General features: G+C 55.5%; 17 protein-coding genes and 1 pseudogene. 12 read left to right on the forward strand and 6 right to left on the reverse strand.

What is annotated here, in order from left to right; genetic code table 11:
- The first annotated feature begins 19 nt into the window (after positions 1 to 19).
- The 7 genes from IEX74_RS09165 (at position 20) to IEX74_RS09195 (ending at position 5,073) form a co-directional block, all read left to right on the forward strand.
- Positions 20 to 262, forward strand: a complete 243-nt coding sequence (locus IEX74_RS09165; RefSeq protein ID WP_188813350.1) for a hypothetical protein — start codon at positions 20 to 22, stop codon at positions 260 to 262.
- Between the two features lie 125 nt (positions 263 to 387).
- Positions 388 to 762, forward strand: a complete 375-nt coding sequence (locus IEX74_RS09170; RefSeq protein WP_188813352.1) for a hypothetical protein — start codon at positions 388 to 390, stop codon at positions 760 to 762.
- 98 nt (positions 763 to 860) lie between these two features.
- Complete coding sequence (locus tag IEX74_RS09175) at positions 861 to 2,357, forward strand: serine hydrolase (RefSeq protein WP_188813354.1); 1,497 nt, start codon at positions 861 to 863, stop codon at positions 2,355 to 2,357.
- A 64-nt stretch (positions 2,358 to 2,421) separates the two neighbouring features.
- Positions 2,422 to 3,216: a thymidylate synthase gene (locus IEX74_RS09180; protein ID WP_188813355.1), complete on the forward strand. Its 795-nt coding sequence runs from the start codon at positions 2,422 to 2,424 to the stop codon at positions 3,214 to 3,216.
- Between the two features lie 97 nt (positions 3,217 to 3,313).
- On the forward strand, positions 3,314 to 3,937 hold the full coding sequence (locus IEX74_RS09185; RefSeq protein WP_188813357.1) for an energy transducer TonB: 624 nt from the start codon (positions 3,314 to 3,316) through the stop codon (positions 3,935 to 3,937).
- Positions 3,938 to 4,118: 181 nt separating this feature from the next.
- Complete coding sequence (locus tag IEX74_RS09190; RefSeq protein ID WP_188813359.1) at positions 4,119 to 4,679, forward strand: energy transducer TonB; 561 nt, start codon at positions 4,119 to 4,121, stop codon at positions 4,677 to 4,679.
- A 163-nt stretch (positions 4,680 to 4,842) separates the two neighbouring features.
- A complete protein-coding gene (locus tag IEX74_RS09195; RefSeq protein ID WP_188813362.1) occupies positions 4,843 to 5,073 on the forward strand; it encodes a hypothetical protein in 231 nt (76 codons plus the stop codon).
- 47 nt (positions 5,074 to 5,120) lie between these two features.
- On the opposite strand, the gene IEX74_RS09200 is transcribed toward IEX74_RS09195, so the two are convergent.
- The 4 genes from IEX74_RS09200 to IEX74_RS09215 form a co-directional block, all read right to left on the reverse strand.
- Positions 5,121 to 5,942: an aminotransferase class IV gene (locus IEX74_RS09200; RefSeq protein ID WP_188813364.1), complete on the reverse strand. Its 822-nt coding sequence runs from the start codon at positions 5,940 to 5,942 to the stop codon at positions 5,121 to 5,123.
- Between the two features lie 3 nt (positions 5,943 to 5,945).
- Entirely contained in the window at positions 5,946 to 7,085 is a 1,140-nt protein-coding gene (dprA, locus tag IEX74_RS09205) for a DNA-processing protein DprA (protein ID WP_188813367.1), read from the reverse strand.
- A 115-nt stretch (positions 7,086 to 7,200) separates the two neighbouring features.
- Positions 7,201 to 7,560: a MerR family transcriptional regulator gene (locus tag IEX74_RS09210; RefSeq protein ID WP_188813369.1), complete on the reverse strand. Its 360-nt coding sequence runs from the start codon at positions 7,558 to 7,560 to the stop codon at positions 7,201 to 7,203.
- A 113-nt stretch (positions 7,561 to 7,673) separates the two neighbouring features.
- Positions 7,674 to 8,768 (reverse strand): glycoside hydrolase family 53 protein, encoded by a 1,095-nt coding sequence (locus IEX74_RS09215; protein ID WP_188813371.1) that lies wholly within the window; start codon positions 8,766 to 8,768, stop codon positions 7,674 to 7,676.
- Between the two features lie 177 nt (positions 8,769 to 8,945).
- On the opposite strand from IEX74_RS09215, the gene alaS reads away from it, so the two are divergent.
- From alaS to IEX74_RS09245, 5 genes and pseudogenes are all read left to right on the forward strand, one after another.
- On the forward strand, positions 8,946 to 11,636 hold the full coding sequence (gene alaS / locus IEX74_RS09220) for an alanine--tRNA ligase (RefSeq protein WP_188813373.1): 2,691 nt from the start codon (positions 8,946 to 8,948) through the stop codon (positions 11,634 to 11,636).
- 180 nt (positions 11,637 to 11,816) lie between these two features.
- Positions 11,817 to 12,578, forward strand: a pseudogene (locus tag IEX74_RS23180) (DUF5995 family protein).
- A gap of 98 nt (positions 12,579 to 12,676) precedes the next feature.
- Positions 12,677 to 13,480 carry an energy transducer TonB gene (locus IEX74_RS09235; RefSeq protein WP_188813379.1) on the forward strand — a complete coding sequence of 268 codons (804 nt, stop codon included), beginning with the start codon at positions 12,677 to 12,679 and terminating at the stop codon, positions 13,478 to 13,480.
- Between the two features lie 48 nt (positions 13,481 to 13,528).
- A complete protein-coding gene (gene gatB, locus IEX74_RS09240) occupies positions 13,529 to 14,989 on the forward strand; it encodes an Asp-tRNA(Asn)/Glu-tRNA(Gln) amidotransferase subunit GatB (protein WP_188813381.1) in 1,461 nt (486 codons plus the stop codon).
- A gap of 309 nt (positions 14,990 to 15,298) precedes the next feature.
- The gene (locus IEX74_RS09245; protein ID WP_188813384.1) at positions 15,299 to 16,432 is read left to right on the forward strand and encodes a TlpA disulfide reductase family protein; all 1,134 of its coding nucleotides are present in this window, start codon (positions 15,299 to 15,301) and stop codon (positions 16,430 to 16,432) included.
- Between the two features lie 176 nt (positions 16,433 to 16,608).
- Here the strand turns inward: IEX74_RS09245 and IEX74_RS23185 are convergent, their stop codons facing one another.
- Both IEX74_RS23185 and IEX74_RS09260 read right to left on the reverse strand, forming a co-directional pair.
- Positions 16,609 to 17,394: a hypothetical protein gene (locus IEX74_RS23185; protein WP_229755176.1), complete on the reverse strand. Its 786-nt coding sequence runs from the start codon at positions 17,392 to 17,394 to the stop codon at positions 16,609 to 16,611.
- 12 nt (positions 17,395 to 17,406) lie between these two features.
- On the reverse strand, positions 17,407 to 17,925 hold the full coding sequence (locus tag IEX74_RS09260) for an acyl-CoA thioesterase (RefSeq protein ID WP_188813390.1): 519 nt from the start codon (positions 17,923 to 17,925) through the stop codon (positions 17,407 to 17,409).
- Between the last annotated feature and the right edge of the window lie 36 nt (positions 17,926 to 17,961).

Raw genomic sequence — 17,961 nt, forward strand, 5'->3', positions numbered from 1 at the left:
CACCTTCTTTGTTGTAGTTATGAAAAACGCCCTGCTCGCCCTTGCACTATTCGCCTTCGTAGGCTCCGCTTCCGCCCACGACGGCAAAGATGACAAGGCTAAAAAAGCCAAGAAAGAAACCTGCTCCGCTGAAATGAAAGCGCATTGCGCTATGGCTGGCAGCCCCGCCGGCGTGCCCGCCTGCTGCGCCAAGAAAAGCACCAAAACCGCTGCCGTGAAAACGAGTGCGCCAACGGCTACGGCCGCGCAGAAGTCGCTGTAAAGGGTATAAGTAATTAGAAAGCCTTCATCTAACAAGATGAAGGCTTTTTGCTGTTTGATGGTTTGCAACCATCTAGGCTTCAATAAGCTCTACCCAATACTGCATTATCATTAAAAGCAACTATCATGAAGAACGGTATTTACGCACTGGCCGTGCTGACATTAATGATCAGTAGCAGTTGCCAGAAAGATGATGACGACTCATTAACAAGCTTAGCAGCATGTTCAATAGAAACAGAGGTTGTTGGAAAAGCGAATCAGTATGAAGGCTATGTGCGTTATGTTGCGGAAGAACAGCGGTATGCCATTGCCTATCACATCCCCCGAACGATTGATTCTCAGATCTATGGCGTCGTCTGCAATTTACCCGAAGAGTTTCAGCAAGAAGGCAAAAAGGTGAAGTTTAGTGGTACTTACCGCAAGTATAATGGCCCAGCGAAGCCCGTATTCGGCGGACAATCCTTTGAGTATTTAGAGTTGAAATCGATTGAAGAATTATGAGCCTAACTCTGCTATACTGCTTTGTGAATAAGTGACGCATCTACTGTAACTTCTTCTGCGAGTGAGAGTGTACCGCTGAAATTATCTAACTCTCCTCCATGAAGCGCCTGTCTGTCCTTGCCGGATTCTTTGCCTTCTCTATTCAATTAGCATTCAGTCAGCCTACTAACAACGTAGTTGATAGTGAGCGAAAAACGCAAGTTGATACTGTTGTTCAACGGCTAGGAAATAGCTTTATCGCGCAGCCTGCACGAGTAGGAATATCCATTGGCATCATCAAAGACGGCCAAACGTACTTTTATAATTTTGGGGAGGCTGAAAAAGGCGCAAAGCAGGCTCCGACGCAAAATACTATTTACGAAATCGGATCAATTAGCAAAACCTTTGCTAGCCTGCTCCTGGCGCATGCCGTTACAGAGCAAAGGGTAAAAGCGACAGATGATATTCGAAAATACCTAGGTGCCGGCTATGAAAACCTAGCTTATAATGGTAAGCCCATTCAGTTAATCCATTTGGCCAATACTACCTCTTCATTACCTGATAATCTACCTGACTTATCGGCCTTGTTTCAACAGGTAAATCCTGATTCGGTGGGTGTCGTTGCAAACAGGAAACTCAAGAATTATACAAAGCAAAACTTCTACGAAGATCTGCATCGTGTTAAACTAGATACGGTTCCTGGCTTGGTGCCGCGCCATTCCAACGTAGCGACGCAGCTACTAGCGTACGTTCTGGAAGGTGTTTACCAAACTTCTTATAGCGAGCTGGTTGACAAGTACATCGAAAAGCCCTGTGGTATGCGGGGCGTGCGCGCTTTCGCAACGAATGCTAGCTTGTTGGCAACGGGCTACAATGAGAATGGGAGCAAAATGGCTAGCTATTCTGTAGCAACCATGCAAGCGTCGGGCGGCTTGCGCTACAGCACCGCCGATATGGTCAAGTACCTGCAACACCAACTCGATGAACACAATAAAGCAGTAGCGCTAACTCATCAAACAACGTGGGGAACTGCTGACGGACAAGCTATTGGCTTCAACTGGAATAGTGCAAAAACCGTCAATAGCAAGCGGAAGCTGTTTCACTCGGGCGGCACATTCGGGTTTGCCAGCTATTGTGCCTTCTATCCTGAGCTAGGGTTTGGTATTGTGCTCCTAACAAACGAATCGGACAGAAACACGCAAGGCAGCCTGTATGACTTGTCGGATAAGATTGTTGAAGGCATCTACGGAACACCTGCGGCGCTGAAAGCCTTTCGGCACCAGCTACTCGCTCAAGACTACAAGCAAGCCGTCGCTATCTATAAAGCAGTAAAGGCAGACCACCGCGAATTTTATTTGTCGGAGGAATACATCAATGAATGGGGATACAAGCTGGCGCGGGAAAGAAAAACAAAGCAAGCCATCGAGTTATTTAAGCTGAATACTACTCTCTACCCCAAGAGTTGGAACACCTACGACAGCCTAGGTGAAGCCTACGAAATGGCTGGTAACAAGACCCTCGCCATTGCAAACTACCAGCGCTCCTTAACGCTCAATCCGCAAAACACGGGGGCGGTAGACCACCTCAAAAAGTTAGGGGAAGCTACCAGCAAGTAACAAGTAGGATAGAGGCGGCTTTGGCTACTTTCTTTACTTTTGGGGCTAGATCCCAATTGGCCTCATGCAACAATACCTAGCTCTCGTCCGCCAGATTCTTGACCACGGCACCCAAAAAACTGACCGCACCGGCACCGGCACGCTCAGCATCTTCGGGCCGCAATTGCGCTTCAACCTGGCCGATGGCTTTCCGCTGGTGACCACCAAAAAGGTGCACCTCAAGAGCATCATCCACGAGCTGCTATGGTTCCTGAAAGGCGACACCAACATTGCGTACCTGAAAGAGCACGGTGTAAAGATCTGGGACGAGTGGGCCGATGCCAATGGCGAGCTAGGTCCGGTGTACGGTAAGCAGTGGCGCAACTGGCCCAAGCCCGATGGCTCCCACGTCGACCAGATCAGCGAAGTCGTGCGGCAGCTACGCCAGTCGCCCGACTCGCGGCGTATCCTGGTCAGCGCCTGGAATGTGGCCGAACTCGATCAGATGGCGCTCATGCCCTGCCATGCCTTGTTCCAATTTTACGTGGCCGACGGCAAACTTTCCTGCCAGCTCTACCAGCGCTCCGCCGACGTGTTCCTGGGTGTGCCGTTCAACATTGCCAGCTACGCCCTGCTCACGCTGATGATGGCCCAGGTAACCGACCTAGCTCCCGGCGAACTCATCTGGACGGGCGGCGATACGCATTTGTATTCCAATCACTTAGAGCAAGCACAGCTCCAACTCACCCGCGAGCCGCGCCCGCTACCAACGATGCACCTGAACCCGGCCGTGAAGGATATTTTTGGCTTTCAGTACGACGATTTCAAGCTGGAGAATTATGATCCCTGGTCGGCCATCAAGGCACCGGTAGCGGTGTAAAAGCCCTCCGCCGTATACCGGAATAGAACTTTAGTGCGTTGATGTAGTAGAAAAGGGGGGTAGTCAGTGCCCTGATCAACGTTAACGTACCAATGCTATGTTCGTAAATAACCTACCCGCAACTCCACCCAAATCGGTTCGGCTTGTGTTGGCTGGCGCCTTGTTGCTGGCTACTCAGGCAAGCTTCGCTCAGAACTCGTTCAACCGCTGGGAAGCCGCGCCCGTTACGCCACCAACGATTGGTAAAGCGCCCGGCATGCGAGGTAACGCCGGACTTAAAGCAAAAGCACGCGAGGAAGAAAAAGCGCAGGCAGTGGCTAAACGCCGGGAGCAGGATTCCCTGCAAGTGGCAAATGGTAAGTCGGTTACCTTGCGCCGGGGCCTAGGTCAGCGGCTGCGGCAACGTGCCTACAGCAAGGAAGATGCAGGCTATTATGACTTCGCCTGGCAGCACTTGCAGTTTCCGCCCACGGCATTGCGCGCCGGCCTGACCGGGCAGGTGATGGTGCGCCTAGAGGTAAGCCCCGATGGCGGCGTAACGAAATCCGTCGTAACCGGCGACGACATTCACCAGAGTGCGCACCCGGAGAAGGGAGCTTCTCCTACCGCTGGTCGGGAGGCCATGCGCCACAACGCCGAGCAGCTGCTCTGGGGCCTGCGCTTCGAGCCGGCACCCTCCGCAACGCTGGAAGAGGTACCCGTACGGTATGTGATGCAGTAGCCACGTTGCCGGGCACGGCGCCAACGGCCTGCTTTTGCAACCGGGCCGCGGAATAGCGAATTTTTCCGGGGAAGTGCGCAACCTGGCACCTATTCAGCTGCTTTTAACGTTTATATAGCGCTGCCGCAAAAGTAAGGATGCGTAGGAGCGGCTGTGATGGTGTCATTTACAAGAAGAAGGTATGAGAAAGTGGTTTTACGCCCTGGCAGCTCTACTACTAGCTGTACCCGCCGTGCAGGCTCAGAACAGCTTCAATATCTGGACGGCGGCCCCAGCGGCTCCTATTACGCCGCTTCCTAAAAAGGTGCGGCCTGCCAAAGTAGCCCCCCCGGCAACCGAAGCTGCTCCTGCTGCCCAGCCAGTGGAAGAGCCGGTAGTCAAGCAGTCGAAGCTGATCAAGCGCGGCCTGACGCAACGGGTGCGCGAGCATAAGCCGCTGGCGGAAGACAGCGTTTCGATGGTGTTCTTCAGGGAAAACAGCCGCTACCCCGTGGCCGCGCAGAAAGCGGGTGCGGAGGGTAGCGTGGTGATAAAGCTAGAGATAAAGCCGGACGGGATGGTGAGCAAAACGTCGGTGGTGGCGATGCAGCCAAGAGTGGTAGCTGGCCGCCGGGAAACCGTGCCCGTGGCCGCCATGCAGTCGTTGGCCGATGAAGCCCAACGCATCTTCCGAATGTTGCGTTTCGAACCCGCTACTCGGGCTTCCGTGGAAGAGCTGACAGCTAGCTTCTCGTTGAACTAGGTTAATTAACTATCTGAAGGACAAGGCAAAGAAGTCGATTTGACGGTTGATTTGTTTTGTGCTTGCTTTTTATATAATAAAATAAATATATTTTAATTATTTTTAGAATCTCACATCTGCACGCATCATTTCTGCCGTATGTAGGCTGAATTAGTTTCTCGATATGCTACTCTCTACTTCTACAGCGTCTTTCCCTACTTCTGCGCTAGTTGCGTCGGCGCCAAGCTTATTGTCGAGGCGGCACCGCGCCTGGGTGGCGCTTTATGCGTTAGACCTAGGTCAGTGGGCCCGCCCCGATGTACTGCGCCTGAACAATGTGACAGAAGAAGATCTGGCTGAGTTTGAGGCGAGCTGGATGCAATTACGCTGCCGCAACATTGATCGGGCAGCATAAGACCCTGGCGTTTGGGTGAAATCTGCTCAGCGCTTCCGGAGTGGGTGCTACCTGGCTTCCCAGGTGCATAGCTCGCGCAGAAGCGGATGCTGTGCCGAAGCCAGGTGAGCATCTGCTACCTGCGCCAGGGGGCGAATAGCAGCCACATTGGCGGTAAAAGCAGCTTCGGCTCTCAGTAGTTCAGCCGGCTGATAGAGGCCTTCAACGCACAAGATTCCGTGCGTGCGCGCTACGGCTAGCAAGTGTGCCCTCCGCACGCCGGCTACGCAGCCAGTAGCTAAAGCAGGAGTGTGGAGCTGCCCGTCCGTAATCCAGAAAACAGCGGCTGCACCCGCTTCCGCCAGGTTGCCGTCAGGAGCCAGCAAGATTATCTCGTCGAGGCCGCGGCGCTGCCGTTCCTGGCCGGCCAGCACGTACGTTAGTGCATTCGGGCCCTTGCAGAAAGCCCATGTCGAAGGCTGGGTTCGCACTGTATGCGCGAAGTCGGCGCGGGCTGCGGCCAGCGGGTGTGGCGCAAATGGCTGCGCCGTTATCAGAAACTCAGCCGCGCCTGTTTCGGGGGTGTAGAGGCCGCCGCCGCCGCGCCAGATATGTAGCCGCAGGCGGGCTTGCGGCAGCGAATCAGTTGCTATTAATTGGCGAAACAAACCTTCCAGCAAACCTAGGTCGCGCAGAGCTGCCGGCAGCTCCAAGCCGAGCACAGCGGCTGCCCGCCGCATGCGGGATATGTGGTGCGACCCGTACCGAATAGCATCATCCGCCCAGATCAGTGTTTCGAAGAAGCCGTCGTTAAAGTAGAACCCGCGGTTAGGCAAAGCTAGGTTGAACTCCTGCTGCGCTAGTAAGCGGCCGTTGTAGATTAGGTACATAGGCTAGCTCAACACGTACTTCTTGCCTGGCAGCGACTTTACCACGCTCCGGAATTCCAATCCCAGCAGCAACGACGCTACCTGGTGCACTGGTAGTTGCGCTTTCCAAGCTAGGTTGTCGAGGTGCTCTTCGCGGTTGGGAGCGTTTTGCAGAACGGTGATGATGGCAAATTCTTCGGCGGTGAAATCGGCCGGGTCGTAGGTGGAAGTAGGGCCGAACTTGCCCAGCGGGTGCAGTGCTTCATCCCAGTTGAGCAACTCTTCCAAATCCTTTGGCTCGGCGTAGAGCGCGGCTTTGTTGCTCCTGATGAGATGGTTACAGCCTTCCGAAGTCAGGTTGGTGAGGTTGCCGGGCACAGCCAGCACGTCTTTGTTGTAGCTCAGCGCTATTTCCGCCGTGATGAGCGCCCCGCCTTTCTTGGCGGCTTCCACCACCACGGTGCCGTCGGCCAGCCCGGCGATAATGCGGTTACGCGCCGGAAAGTTGTAGCGGTCGGGCTGGGTGCCGAAGGGAAACTCGGTGAGCAAGCCGCCCTGCTCGCGCATCTTCTCGGCGGTTTTGCGGTGGGCGTGGGGGTAGATAATGTCAAGCCCCGTAGCCATCACGCCAATCGTAGCCAAGCCTTCCTGCAAGGCCGCCCGGTGCGCCGCAATGTCGATGCCGTACGCTAGCCCGCTGATAACCAACGGCTGATGCGGTACCAAGCCCTTTACAATGCGCTCGGTTTGCTCGCGGCCGTAGTCCGTGGCCTGGCGCGTGCCCACGAGCGCCACGGTCTTTGGATAGTTCAGGTCGCTGGTACCTTGGTAGTAGAGCAGGGCCGGCGCGTCGGGGATTTGCTTGAGGCGGCTAGGGTAGGCTTTACTGGTGTAAAAAAGCAGCTGCACGCCGTCTTGCTCTGCTTTCTTCAGCGTGTTTTCCGCTTTGCGCAAAGCTAGGGTGCGCTCAGCACCGGTAAGATTTGCCACGGTCGTCGGCCCCACGCCTGGGATCTTGCGCAACTTGCCCGGCGGTAGGTGCAGCACGTTTTTGGCCGAGCCACCGTAGCTCATCAGCTGCCGCGTGAGCTGCGGCCCGATGCCAGGGAATAATGTAAGGGCGACTTCGTAAAGGAGAGTATCGTTGAGGGTAGAAATAGACATTGAATAAATACTGTAACTATGAACTAAGCTAGGTTGTCATGCTGAGCTTGTTGAAACATCTCGCGTGCAACTTTAGAACGTCATGTCGACCAGCGGGAGACATGACGTTCTTTATTTATCCCTGCTCCTTACCCCGCTCATCAATCTCCTTCTTCAAGCTCACCAGAAACCCGCGCATCCGTTCCAGGCTCTGAATCACGTCGATCTTTTCCTTGAGCTGCGGACCTTTCTGCTTGAGCATGTCGCGGGCGCCGGGGATGGTGTAGCCGCGCTCCTTCACTAGGTGGTAAATGGTGCGGAACGTATCAATATCCTGCGGGGTGTAGAGGCGGTTGCCCTTCTTGCTTTTGCGGGGGCGCAGCTCGTCAAACTCCGTTTCCCAGAAGCGAATCAGCGATGGCGCCACGTTGAACTGCGCCGCTACCTCGCCGATGGTGAAGTATTGCTTTTCAATTTCGTGCTCTTTGTAGGGCATGGAGATGGTAGAGGCGTGAAGGAGGAGAGCCGCAAAAAGCTAGCTTATAAATAAACTCAAAACATGGGCCTAGTTTGTCAAGGCCCGCAGTAGCTAGGTAAGAACTGCCCTAGCTACTTGATCCTGAACTTCTTGCTGACCTCATCATAAACCATCAGCAGGTCATTGGCTTTGCCTTGCTTATCGAAGATCTGTTCCCAGGTGTTCAGCGGCTCCCAGATGAAAGTACCTAGGCCTTTGTTGTTAGGAATATTAAAAGCAACATCATTCACCTCGCGCTTGCGCTCTGAATATTCTACTACTACCACATCTTGCGGGTAGCGCTTGGCTAGGTCCGTAAGGTTGCGCTGCAAGTCGGGGATGGTGCGGTGCCACTGCGGGTAGTACGATTCGCCGATAACGTCGAACGTCACGCCGCGCTTCTGCATGTTGTCGAGCCAGTACACCGACTGCTCGTTCTGACCACCTAGGGCAATGTGCATCATTATCAAGCTCTTAGGAATGGTTTCGCGCACGGCGGCCACGCCAGCTTTCAGCAGCTCAGCTAGGTTGTCGAGCCGGGCTACGCTGTCGGCGCTGTGAATGTCGCCGTCGGGCCAGAGCATGCCGTGGTTAATTTCGTTGCCGACCTGCACCATATCGGGCGAGGTGCCCTGGGCTTTGAGGGACAGCAGCACGTCGCGGGTGTAGTCGTGCACGGCTTGGGTGAGCTGCGCGCCGTGCAGATCCTTCCAGGCTTCGGGCTTAAACTGCTTCTGCGGATCGGCCCAGGTGTCGCTGTAGTGAAAGTCGAGCAGGAACTTCAGGCCGGCCTTTTTGATGCGCTTAGCCATCTGCTGGGTGTGGGCTAGGTCGCAGAAACCTTTCTGGGGCGAGTAGCCGCTATCGGCCGCCGGATTATTGAAGATGCGCAGTCGGATATAGTTGAAGCCATGATCTTTCAGAATCTCAATGGCATCCTTGGTTTGGCCTTTGTCGGAGAACGTAATTCCTCTGGCTTCCAGCTGTGGCAGAAAGGAAATATCCGCGCCCAGCATCTTCCCAATTTTTTTCCTGGGCTTGGGCGCAGGCGCTAGTTGCTCGTAATGAAGCGGTTGCATTTCGGCGTGCAGGGTGAAATCTAGCAGCACAAGTAGCACACCTAGGAGCAGCTGCGGCTTCCAGCGGGAAAGAATGGCAACAGGGCGCCGCGAAAAGGGAGATTTCATGGACAAGAGGTGAAAAGTGAGCTAGGCAACCGCACCACAACGGCGTTCCGACTTCGGGACGAAGTGGCTACCTTTGCAAAAGTGCCTTTGTAGCTCAGTTATTTGGGTTCCTAAAGTCGCAAAGTAGCCAAAATTGCCGTCGTCGCCAATCCGACGCTGTGTTCTTACTCCTTCCTCATGTCTCAACCGACTGCCGCTCACGTCCGCCAGCAATTCCTCGATTTCTTCGCTTCGAAAGGCCACCACATTGTGCCCTCGGCGCCGCTGGTGGTGAAAGATGACCCCACGCTGCTGTTTATCAACAGCGGCATGGCCCCGTTCAAAGACTATTTCCTGGGCAACAAGCCCGCGCCCTACAAGCGCGTTGCCGACACGCAGAAGTGTTTGCGTGTATCGGGCAAGCACAACGACCTGGAAGAGGTAGGCTACGACACCTACCACCATACCTTGTTCGAGATGCTAGGTAACTGGTCCTTTGGCGATTACTTCAAGAAGGAGGCCATTGCCTGGGCTTGGGAGCTGCTGACCGAAGTATACAAGCTGCCGAAAGACCGCCTCTACGTAACCTACTTCGAAGGCGACAAAGGCGACAATCTTACGGCCGATACCGAAACCCAGGACCTCTGGCGCCAGTACACAACCGACGATCGGATTCTGCCCGGCAACAAGAAGGATAACTTCTGGGAAATGGGCGACACGGGCCCCTGCGGCCCCTGCACCGAAATCCACATTGACCTGCGTAGCGAGGAGGAAGTAGCTCAGAAACCCGGCCGTGAGCTGATCAACGCCGACCACCCGCAAGTGGTTGAAATCTGGAACAACGTGTTCATGGAGTTTCAGCGCATGGCTGATAAGTCGCTGATAAAACTGCCTCAGCAACACGTTGATACGGGTATGGGTTTCGAGCGTTTGATGATGGCTGTGTCGGGCGTGAAGTCCAACTACGACACTGACGTTTTTCAGCCGCTCATTCAGTTCATTGCCAAGGAAGCCGGCGTAGAATACCACGGTACGTCGCCTGCTACGGTGAACGACCAACCCGCCACTGAGAACGAAAAAACGGATATTGCCATCCGCGTCATTGCCGACCACATCCGGGCCATCAGCTTCACCATCGCCGATGGTCAGCTGCCGAGCAACGTGAAGGCTGGCTACGTGATTCGCCGCATTCTGCGCCGTGCTGTACGCTACGCGTTTTCGAGCCTAGGGCAGAAGCAGCCTTTCCTCTACAAGATTGTGCCGGTGCTGGCCGACCAGATGGCCGGTGTTTTCCCCGAGCTGAAGCAGCAACAGCAGTTTGTACAGCGCGTGATTGAGGAAGAGGAAATTGCCTTCCTGAAAACGCTGGAAAATGGTCTGCGTCGCATTGATGCGTTAGAAGAAAGCTTTAAGAGTCAAGGGAGTACCATCGATGGCAAGGCTGCTTTCGAGTTGTCGGATACTTTCGGTTTTCCGCTTGACCTTACGGCGCTTATTGCCCGCGAGAAGGGCTTGACGGTAGACGAAGCCGGTTTTCAGCAAGAGCTAGCTGCTCAAAAAGCTAGGTCCCGCAACGCTCAGGAAGCCGAGCAGAGCGACTGGACCATCGTGCACGCCGACGACGAGCAGCCAGCCTTCGTAGGTTACGACCTGGAAGAAGCCCCCGCCCGCATCCTGCGCTACCGCAAACTGACGCAGAAAGGCAAAACTGAGTACCAGGTGGTGCTCGACCAAACGCCGTTCTACGCCGAGTCGGGCGGGCAGATTGGCGACACCGGCTACATCGAGTCGGGCCTGTCGAAAGTGCGCGTGATTGACACGAAAAAGGAAAACGACCTCATCGTGCACACCGTCCTCGACCTGCCAGACACGGAAGACCTAGGTGGCGAATTCTTTGCCCGCATCGACCACGCCCGCCGCGAGCTGATTCGCAAGAACCACACGGCCACTCACTTGCTGCAAGCAGCGCTGCGCGAAGTAGTTGGTAGCCACGTAGCGCAGAAAGGCTCGTTGGTGAACGACAAGCTCCTGCGCTTCGACTTCTCGCACTTCACCAAAGTGACCGACGACCAGCTGCGCCAGGTGGAAACGCTGGTAAACCAGCGCATCCGGCAGCAAATCCCGCTCGACGAGCGCCGCAATGTACCCATCGACGAAGCCAAGAACCTAGGTGCCACGGCGTTGTTCGGCGAGAAGTACGGCGAGTTCGTGCGCGTTATCACCTTTGACCCTGGCTTCTCGGTGGAGCTCTGCGGCGGCACGCACGTGCGCACCACCGGCGACATTGGCTTCTTCAAAATCACGGCGGAAAGCGCCGTAGGAGCTGGCGTGCGCCGCATCGAAGCGGTGACAGCCGAAGCCGCTGAGAACTTCGTGCAGGCTCAACTCGACCAACTCACGGCCGTGCGCGAAGCTCTCGGCAACCCACAGCACCTGCTGACCAGTATCCAGAAGCTGAGCGAGGAGAACACCACTTTGCGCAAGCAGCTGGAGCAATTTGAGCTACAAAACGTGACGGCCCAGAAGGAGCAGCTAGCTGCTCAGGCGAAGGAGTTGAACGGCGTTAATTTCCTGGCTGCTAAGGTGAACGTATCATCGGCTGATCTGCTCAAGAAGCTAGCTTACGACCTGCGGCAGGCGGTACCTAACCTCGTGGCCGTGCTCGGTTCCGAAATCGACGGCAAGCCACAATTGGCCGTGATGCTCGACGACGAAGTTGCCAAAGCCGGTAAGCTCAATGCTTCTACGCTAGTGCGCGAGTTGGCGAAGGAAATCCAGGGTGGGGGCGGTGGTCAGCCGTTCTTCGCTACCGCTGGCGGTAAGAACGCGGCTGGCCTGGATGCTGCAATTGGCAAAGCGGAAGAGCTTGTAGCGAAGAACCTAGGTTAAGCAACATAGTAAGACAAGCAAAAGGCTGGCGCTTCCCTGCAACTAACAGGCAGGAAGGTGCTAGCCTTTTCGCTTATAATCAATCATTTGAATAGTTCGTGCAGGAGTTAGATATTGCCTGCATACTGATTGATTGCGGCGTGTAAGCTTATCCTGTTTTCCCACCAAAGCTAGGTACCCATGGAACTGCACCGCATCTCCGACGTCGTAGAGGCCATCGACACCATTGTGCAAACCTGCGAGCAGACGCAGAACCGAGCGGGCTACTTCGCCACTCTGTACAAGCACATGACGATGGCTGTAGCCGAAGGCATTGCGGCAGGCGCTTTCGAAGATGGGACCCGCATGGAAAAGCTAGATATCGTGTTTGCGTAGCGCTACCTAGGTGCCTGGCAGGCGTACGGCCAGAAAGCCGCGTGCAGCGCCTCGTGGAAATACGCGTTTGACGGCTGCCTTAATCAGTCGCTCACCGTCATTCAGCAGCTGGTGCTCGGCATCAACACGCACATCAACCTGGACCTAGCTATTGCGGCTGCAACTGTCGCGCCGGGCTCGCAAATCAAGGCGCTGAAGAATGATTTCGACCGCATCAACGACGTCATTGCCTCCTTGGTGGATGACATTCAGAAGTGCTTGGAGGAAGTATGGCGGCCCATGCGCTGGCTGACCCGCGTGGCTGCTACCCAGCAAGTCAGCGTGCTCAACTTCAGCATCGGGGTGGCACGCAAAACGGCGTGGGCCAATGCCACGCTGCTCGCCAACCTTCCTCCGCAGCAACAGCACGCGCACATCGCAGTGATGGATATGATGGTGTGCAATCTGGCCCGAAAAATTATCAATCCCGGCCTAGGTCCGCAGGTACTGTTAAGCTTAATTCGCCGGACGGAATACGCGGAAGTAGCCTGCACCATACGGTTGATTGATACGACGGTGGTAGGCTAACCTAGGTTTCTGTACTAGATAAAGCTTTGCTTTATATTGCGTCAACAAATTGCCTGTAAAAGAGGATATTATAAATGGTAAACAGATTATTGTTGCTCATGGCCCTTTGCGCAAGCAGTGGCAATCTTTACGCGCAATCAACGGCGCAATCAACGGCGCAATCAACGGCGCCCTCAACTGACCCGCAAAAGGTTATTGAGTACTTCGATGTCAATAGGGTGAAAGTAACGTCGGAAAAGTGGGCCGATCATCGTGTCGAGACTACCTACCGAGACAGTGTCGGCGGCTCGGTGCGCGTGTTTTATCCGTCGGGCAAGCTCCGGTCGTATGTGCCTTACCTGAATATCAGACGGCATATTCATCACGGTGTCAGCAGCTACTACTACGAGAGCGGACAGGTTCGGATGCAGGAAGATTATGTGGGCGGCAAACTCCACGGCCAGCGGCTGACTTTCTACCCCGATGGCAAGCCCAGGCGCAAGGAAAGCTACGAGAAGGGCGTATTTGTGTCGGGCGAATGTTATGGGCCGGATGGTGCCCCAATCGCCTTTTTTTCCTACGACGTAATGCCGGTATATTCGGAAGGAGCCGGCGACAAAGATGCTGTGATGCAGGCCGTAATGGAAAACGTGCATTATCCACTAGAGGCAATGTGCCGGCATGTGAATGGTGTCGTGAGGATCTTGTTTGTCGTGGATAAGAACGGCAAGGTGCAGAACGTGCGACCGGATAAGAAGACGTTGGAAGCCGAAGTGCCGGCTAATTTGCGGGACGTGTACGAGGAGCTGCAAAAGGCCGCCATGTTTGGCGTACGCCACCTCAAGGCCTTTACGCCGGGCAAACAAGATGGGGAACCCGTGGATGTTTCTTATACCGTACCTGTTACCTTTCGGATTAAATAGTGAATTTTGAGCGTCGCTTATCAAGCAAAGCGCCCATTGCCTACTAGTATGGACGAAACGATAAAAGCTAAATACCAGCCCGTTATCGGTCTGGAAGTACACGCGCAGCTGCTGACTCACAGCAAGATGTACTCGTCGGACGAGAATGAGTACGGCGCCCTGCCTAATAACAACCTAAGCGTGATTACCCTAGGTCACCCCGGCACGCTGCCCCGCGTGAACCGCACGGCCGTGGACTACGCCATTAAGATGGGCCTGGCCACCAACTGCCAGATCACGCGCAACAACATCTTTGCGCGCAAAAACTATTTCTATCCCGACCTTCCCAAGGGCTACCAAATCACGCAGGATAAGACGCCAATCTGCACCGCCGGTCACGTTGATATTCGCCTGCCCGATGGTACGGAGAAGAAGATCGGCCTGACGCGCATTCACATGGAGGAAGACGCGGGCAAGTCGATGCACTTGGCGGGCGAGGTAGAGACGCTGGTGGATTTGAACCGCGCCGGTGTGCCGCTCATCGAAATTGTGTCGGAGCCCGACCTGCGTACTGCTGACGAGGCATATGCCTATCTTACCGAGATTAAAAAGCTGGTGGAATACCTAGGTGTCTGCGACGGCAATATGGAGGAAGGCTCGCTGCGCTGCGATGCCAACATCTCCGTGATGCTGAAGGACGCCAAGCAGTTCGGGATGAAGGTGGAAGTGAAGAACATGAACTCCTTCCGCAACGTGCAGCGCGCCATCGACCATGAAATCGAGCGTCAGATTGCCATCCTGGAAGCCGGTGAGGAAGTGACCAGTGAAACCCGCGGCTTCGACGCGGCCAGCGGCACTACTAACGGCCAGCGGAGCAAGGAAACGATGAACGACTATCGGTACTTCCCCGAGCCCGACCTGACGCCCGTTATCATCGACGACGCGTGGCTGCACCGCGTGCAGGCCGAGTTGCCGGCGCTGCCGCAGCAGCTCTATGCCCGCTTCACCCGCGAGCTAGGTTTGTCGGATTATGACGCCAACGTACTCATCGATCAGAAGGAAGTCGCCCTGTTCTTCGACGAGCTGAGCCGCCTGACCACCAACGCCAAAGCGGCTGCCAACTGGGTGCAAGGCCCCGTGAAGTCGTATTTGAACGAGCGCGCCGTGACGATGGAAAACTTTCCGCTCACGCCCCAGCACCTCGCCGACATCATCAAATTGATTGATGATAACAAGATCAGTCACTCGGTGGCATCCAAGCAGCTCTTCCCGTACTTGCTGGAAAACCCCACGCAAACGGCCGCCGCTGCGGCCGAGTCGCAAGGGCTGTTGCAGCAGTCGGATGCGGGCGAGCTGGAAGCCTTGATTCAGCAGGTGCTCGACGCCAACCCGGCGAAAGTGGCCGAGTACCGGGCCGGCAAAAAGTCGCTCACGGGCATGTTTATGGGCGAGCTGATGAAGCTCACCGGTGGCAAAGCCGACCCAAAAGCGGCAAATCAGTTGCTGCGCCAGAAACTAGACGCGGCCTAGCCTTGTTTAAGCGCTAGCTCAACCAGAAAGCGCAAAACGTCAGGCGGCGCCTGGAGTCTTTGTCATTTCGACCATGTTGCGCATCAAGCAAGGAGGAGAAATCTCGCGTGCTGACGTTGGCTAGTAACCACAACGTCAGCACGCGAGATTTCTCCCGTTGGTCGAAATGACTGGCCTTTAGCGTTCTTGGTATAGGCTAGGATCATCTGGTTCTTATCCAATCCATGCGACTTCTCGTTCTAAATACTGACCTTTGCAAACCGATTCGCCGGTAACTAGCTGGCCGATTCATCCGAGATGATGCACAACATGAAAAGTCTTCTGCTAGTTGGCACCCTGCTGGGTATGGCCAATGCCTGTAACAAAGCCACGCCTCCAACTAATTCAGCCGGAGGTGCTTACGAAGTGAGCGGCGAGCTGACGAATGCGCCCGCCGGCACGAAAGTGTATTTGGCCGAGCTAGGTGACAACCAGTTCCTGTCGCGCGATACGGCAACCGTTGATGATAAAGGCCGCTTCACGCTCAAAGGCACTACGCCCGAAGCCAGCGTGTACCAGGTGAAGGTGAACGACGCCAACCAGGTGCTTGTGATGCTGAGCAATGGCGCCAACCTGCAACTCCGCGGCGACGCCCAAAAGCTAGGTGACACCTACTCGGTGCAGGGCTCCAAGGATTCTGAGCTGATGCAGCAGCTCACGCGCATCATGCAAAGCTCGAAAACGGCCATGAGTAAGCTGGAGCAGCGCTACGAGCAGGCTGCGCAGACCGGCAAAGCCGACTCCATGCAGGCAATTCAGGCGTCGGCGTTTGCCATTCAGGCCCAGAACACGGCGGCAACCAAGCAGCTGGTGCGGCAGAACCCGACTTCTCCGGTAGCGGCGTTCGTTGTGAGTAGCTTATTGAACCCCGATGAGCAGTTCACCTTCGCCGATTCGATGGCGACGCAGTTCAAGAAGGCGTTGCCCGATTCGCGCTACACGAAAGTGCTGGCTGCCAAGCTAGATCCGCTACGCTCCACCGCCGTTGGCGTGGTAGCGCCCGAAATCAAGCTGGCGGCACCCGACGGAAAGGAAGTGGCGCTGTCGTCGCTACGGGGCAAGTACGTGCTAATCGACTTCTGGGCTTCGTGGTGCGGCCCGTGCCGCCAGGAAAACCCGAACGTGGTGCGCATGTACAACAAGTTCAAAGATAAAGGCTTCGCCATCTACAGCGTTTCCTTCGACCAGGACCGCGCTAAGTGGCTCAAAGCCATTGCCAACGACAAGCTCACCTGGACGCAGGTTTCGGACCTGAAAGGTTGGGAAAGCGCCGCTGGTCAGACCTACGGCGTGAAAGCCATTCCGCAAACGGTGCTGCTCGACCCGCAAGGTCGCATCATCGCCAAAAACCTGCGCGGCCCTGAGCTGGAAGCCAAGCTAGCTTCGCTCATTCCTGGCGCGTAAGGTTGTAAACTTTGCAACATGAAAGCGGCGGCCCGAAGAGGCCGCCGCTTTTGTTATAATGCAGTTGTAGCGCGAAGCCTGAGCTTCGCGTATCGTTGAACGACCGGATCTAGGTCTTGCTAATCCAAGTCGTTCAGCGATACGCGAAGCTCAGGCTTCGCGCTACAGAAAGAAACCTAGCTCAGGAACATTCGCTGCATGGCTTGCCACAGCAACTTCTTCCGGCTGTTGTCTTCCTCAATCAGCTCGATTTCGGCGGCGGGTAAGTAGGCGACGTCGTTGACCAGCAGCACGGGTTCGTAGAGTTGTGTTTTGTACACGGCAACGTCGAGCAGGTTTTTGCCGAATCCGATAATCTGCTTGGCCGCCAACGTTTGGCGCAAGGTACTGAGTGCTACCGGTAAATGGGATTCCACATTAACCAATACTACATCTTCCACAATCAGCCGGATAGCTTTCAGAACGTTGTTGAGGAACACGTTCCTGGGCAAACGTTGAAACCGCACAGGGTCCAGGCGCACCAGAATGACGAGCCCGTTTGGGTTGCTGCCTAGGGTAGAAAATGGCGTATTTGCTACCGGCGAAGAGGTGGCAGTAGGTTGGCGTGGAGCGCTAGGCGCCGGTATGGGTGGCGGCGCGGGAGCCGGTGTGGGCTCGGGAACTGGCTTCGGCGCTGGCGCCGGACTTGGCTGTAGGTTTAAGCCTGCCAGTGAGGGTAGCTTGCCGGGCGCTGGCGGTGCAATGGGTGGAGGCGAAGTAACTGGCTTTGGCGCAGGCGCAGCAGTTGGTACCACAGGCCTAGGTTCTGGTGCCGCTACCACCGGTATGGGAGCAGGCGGCGGCACAACAGCTTCTACGGGTGCGGCCGGAGCCAATAGCTCCGCATCCGGCTCCGCTACCACGTAGAGCGACGTATTCGTATAAAACGTTGAGAAAAAGGCTAAAGCGGCCTGCTGATCCACGGAATACAGAATTTATTCGAGTTCAAAAAGGGCTTTCAGCTCGTTGGCGTCGCGGGGGTGCAGGCGCCCGGCCAGCACTAAGCGCAATTGCCGCCGACGCAACGCTCCTTCGTACAAGCTGATTTCTTCAGCTGTTTCCGGCACCGCCTCCGGCACGTCAATCGGGCGGCCCGACTGATCTACGGCCACAAAGGTGAAGAAGGCTTCGTTCGACTTGAACTTGGTCCCGTTCGGCACGTCTTCCGACCACACCTCAATGTGCACTTCCATCGACGAGCTGAACGCGCGCGTAACCTGGGCCTGCAACGTAATAACATTACCTAGCCGAATGCCCGCCTGAAACGACACGTTATCAACGGAAGCTGTAACGACGATGCGGTTGGAGTGGCGCTGGGCAGAAATAGCGGCGGCAATGTCCATCAGGTGCATCATGCGGCCGCCCATGAGGTTGTTGAGCGTATTGGTATCGTTGGGCAGCACCAACTCGGTCATAATCACGAACGAGTCTTTAACGGGCTTCTGTTTGCGCATTCAGGTGGAGGTTATTCAGCGGGAAAATGTGGCGCA

This window comes from Hymenobacter cavernae (assembly GCF_014641455.1).
Classification (GTDB): Bacteria; Bacteroidota; Bacteroidia; order Cytophagales; family Hymenobacteraceae; genus Hymenobacter; species Hymenobacter cavernae.

Bases quoted from the DNA above. Each gene is read 5' to 3' on its own strand.
- IEX74_RS09165 (WP_188813350.1), top strand. From the start codon at position 20: ATGAAAAACGCCCTGCTCGCCCTTGCACTATTCGCCTTCGTAGGCTCC.
- IEX74_RS09170 (WP_188813352.1), top strand. From the start codon at position 388: ATGAAGAACGGTATTTACGCACTGGCCGTGCTGACATTAATGATCAGT.
- IEX74_RS09175 (WP_188813354.1), top strand. From the start codon at position 861: ATGAAGCGCCTGTCTGTCCTTGCCGGATTCTTTGCCTTCTCTATTCAA.
- IEX74_RS09180 (WP_188813355.1), top strand. From the start codon at position 2,422: ATGCAACAATACCTAGCTCTCGTCCGCCAGATTCTTGACCACGGCACC.
- IEX74_RS09185 (WP_188813357.1), top strand. From the start codon at position 3,314: ATGTTCGTAAATAACCTACCCGCAACTCCACCCAAATCGGTTCGGCTT.
- IEX74_RS09190 (WP_188813359.1), top strand. From the start codon at position 4,119: ATGAGAAAGTGGTTTTACGCCCTGGCAGCTCTACTACTAGCTGTACCC.
- IEX74_RS09195 (WP_188813362.1), top strand. From the start codon at position 4,843: ATGCTACTCTCTACTTCTACAGCGTCTTTCCCTACTTCTGCGCTAGTT.
- IEX74_RS09200 (WP_188813364.1), bottom strand. From the start codon at position 5,942: ATGTACCTAATCTACAACGGCCGCTTACTAGCGCAGCAGGAGTTCAAC.
- dprA (WP_188813367.1), bottom strand. From the start codon at position 7,085: ATGTCTATTTCTACCCTCAACGATACTCTCCTTTACGAAGTCGCCCTT.
- IEX74_RS09210 (WP_188813369.1), bottom strand. From the start codon at position 7,560: ATGCCCTACAAAGAGCACGAAATTGAAAAGCAATACTTCACCATCGGC.
- IEX74_RS09215 (WP_188813371.1), bottom strand. From the start codon at position 8,768: ATGAAATCTCCCTTTTCGCGGCGCCCTGTTGCCATTCTTTCCCGCTGG.
- alaS (WP_188813373.1), top strand. From the start codon at position 8,946: ATGTCTCAACCGACTGCCGCTCACGTCCGCCAGCAATTCCTCGATTTC.
- IEX74_RS09235 (WP_188813379.1), top strand. From the start codon at position 12,677: ATGGCCCTTTGCGCAAGCAGTGGCAATCTTTACGCGCAATCAACGGCG.
- gatB (WP_188813381.1), top strand. From the start codon at position 13,529: ATGGACGAAACGATAAAAGCTAAATACCAGCCCGTTATCGGTCTGGAA.
- IEX74_RS09245 (WP_188813384.1), top strand. From the start codon at position 15,299: ATGAAAAGTCTTCTGCTAGTTGGCACCCTGCTGGGTATGGCCAATGCC.
- IEX74_RS09260 (WP_188813390.1), bottom strand. From the start codon at position 17,925: ATGCGCAAACAGAAGCCCGTTAAAGACTCGTTCGTGATTATGACCGAG.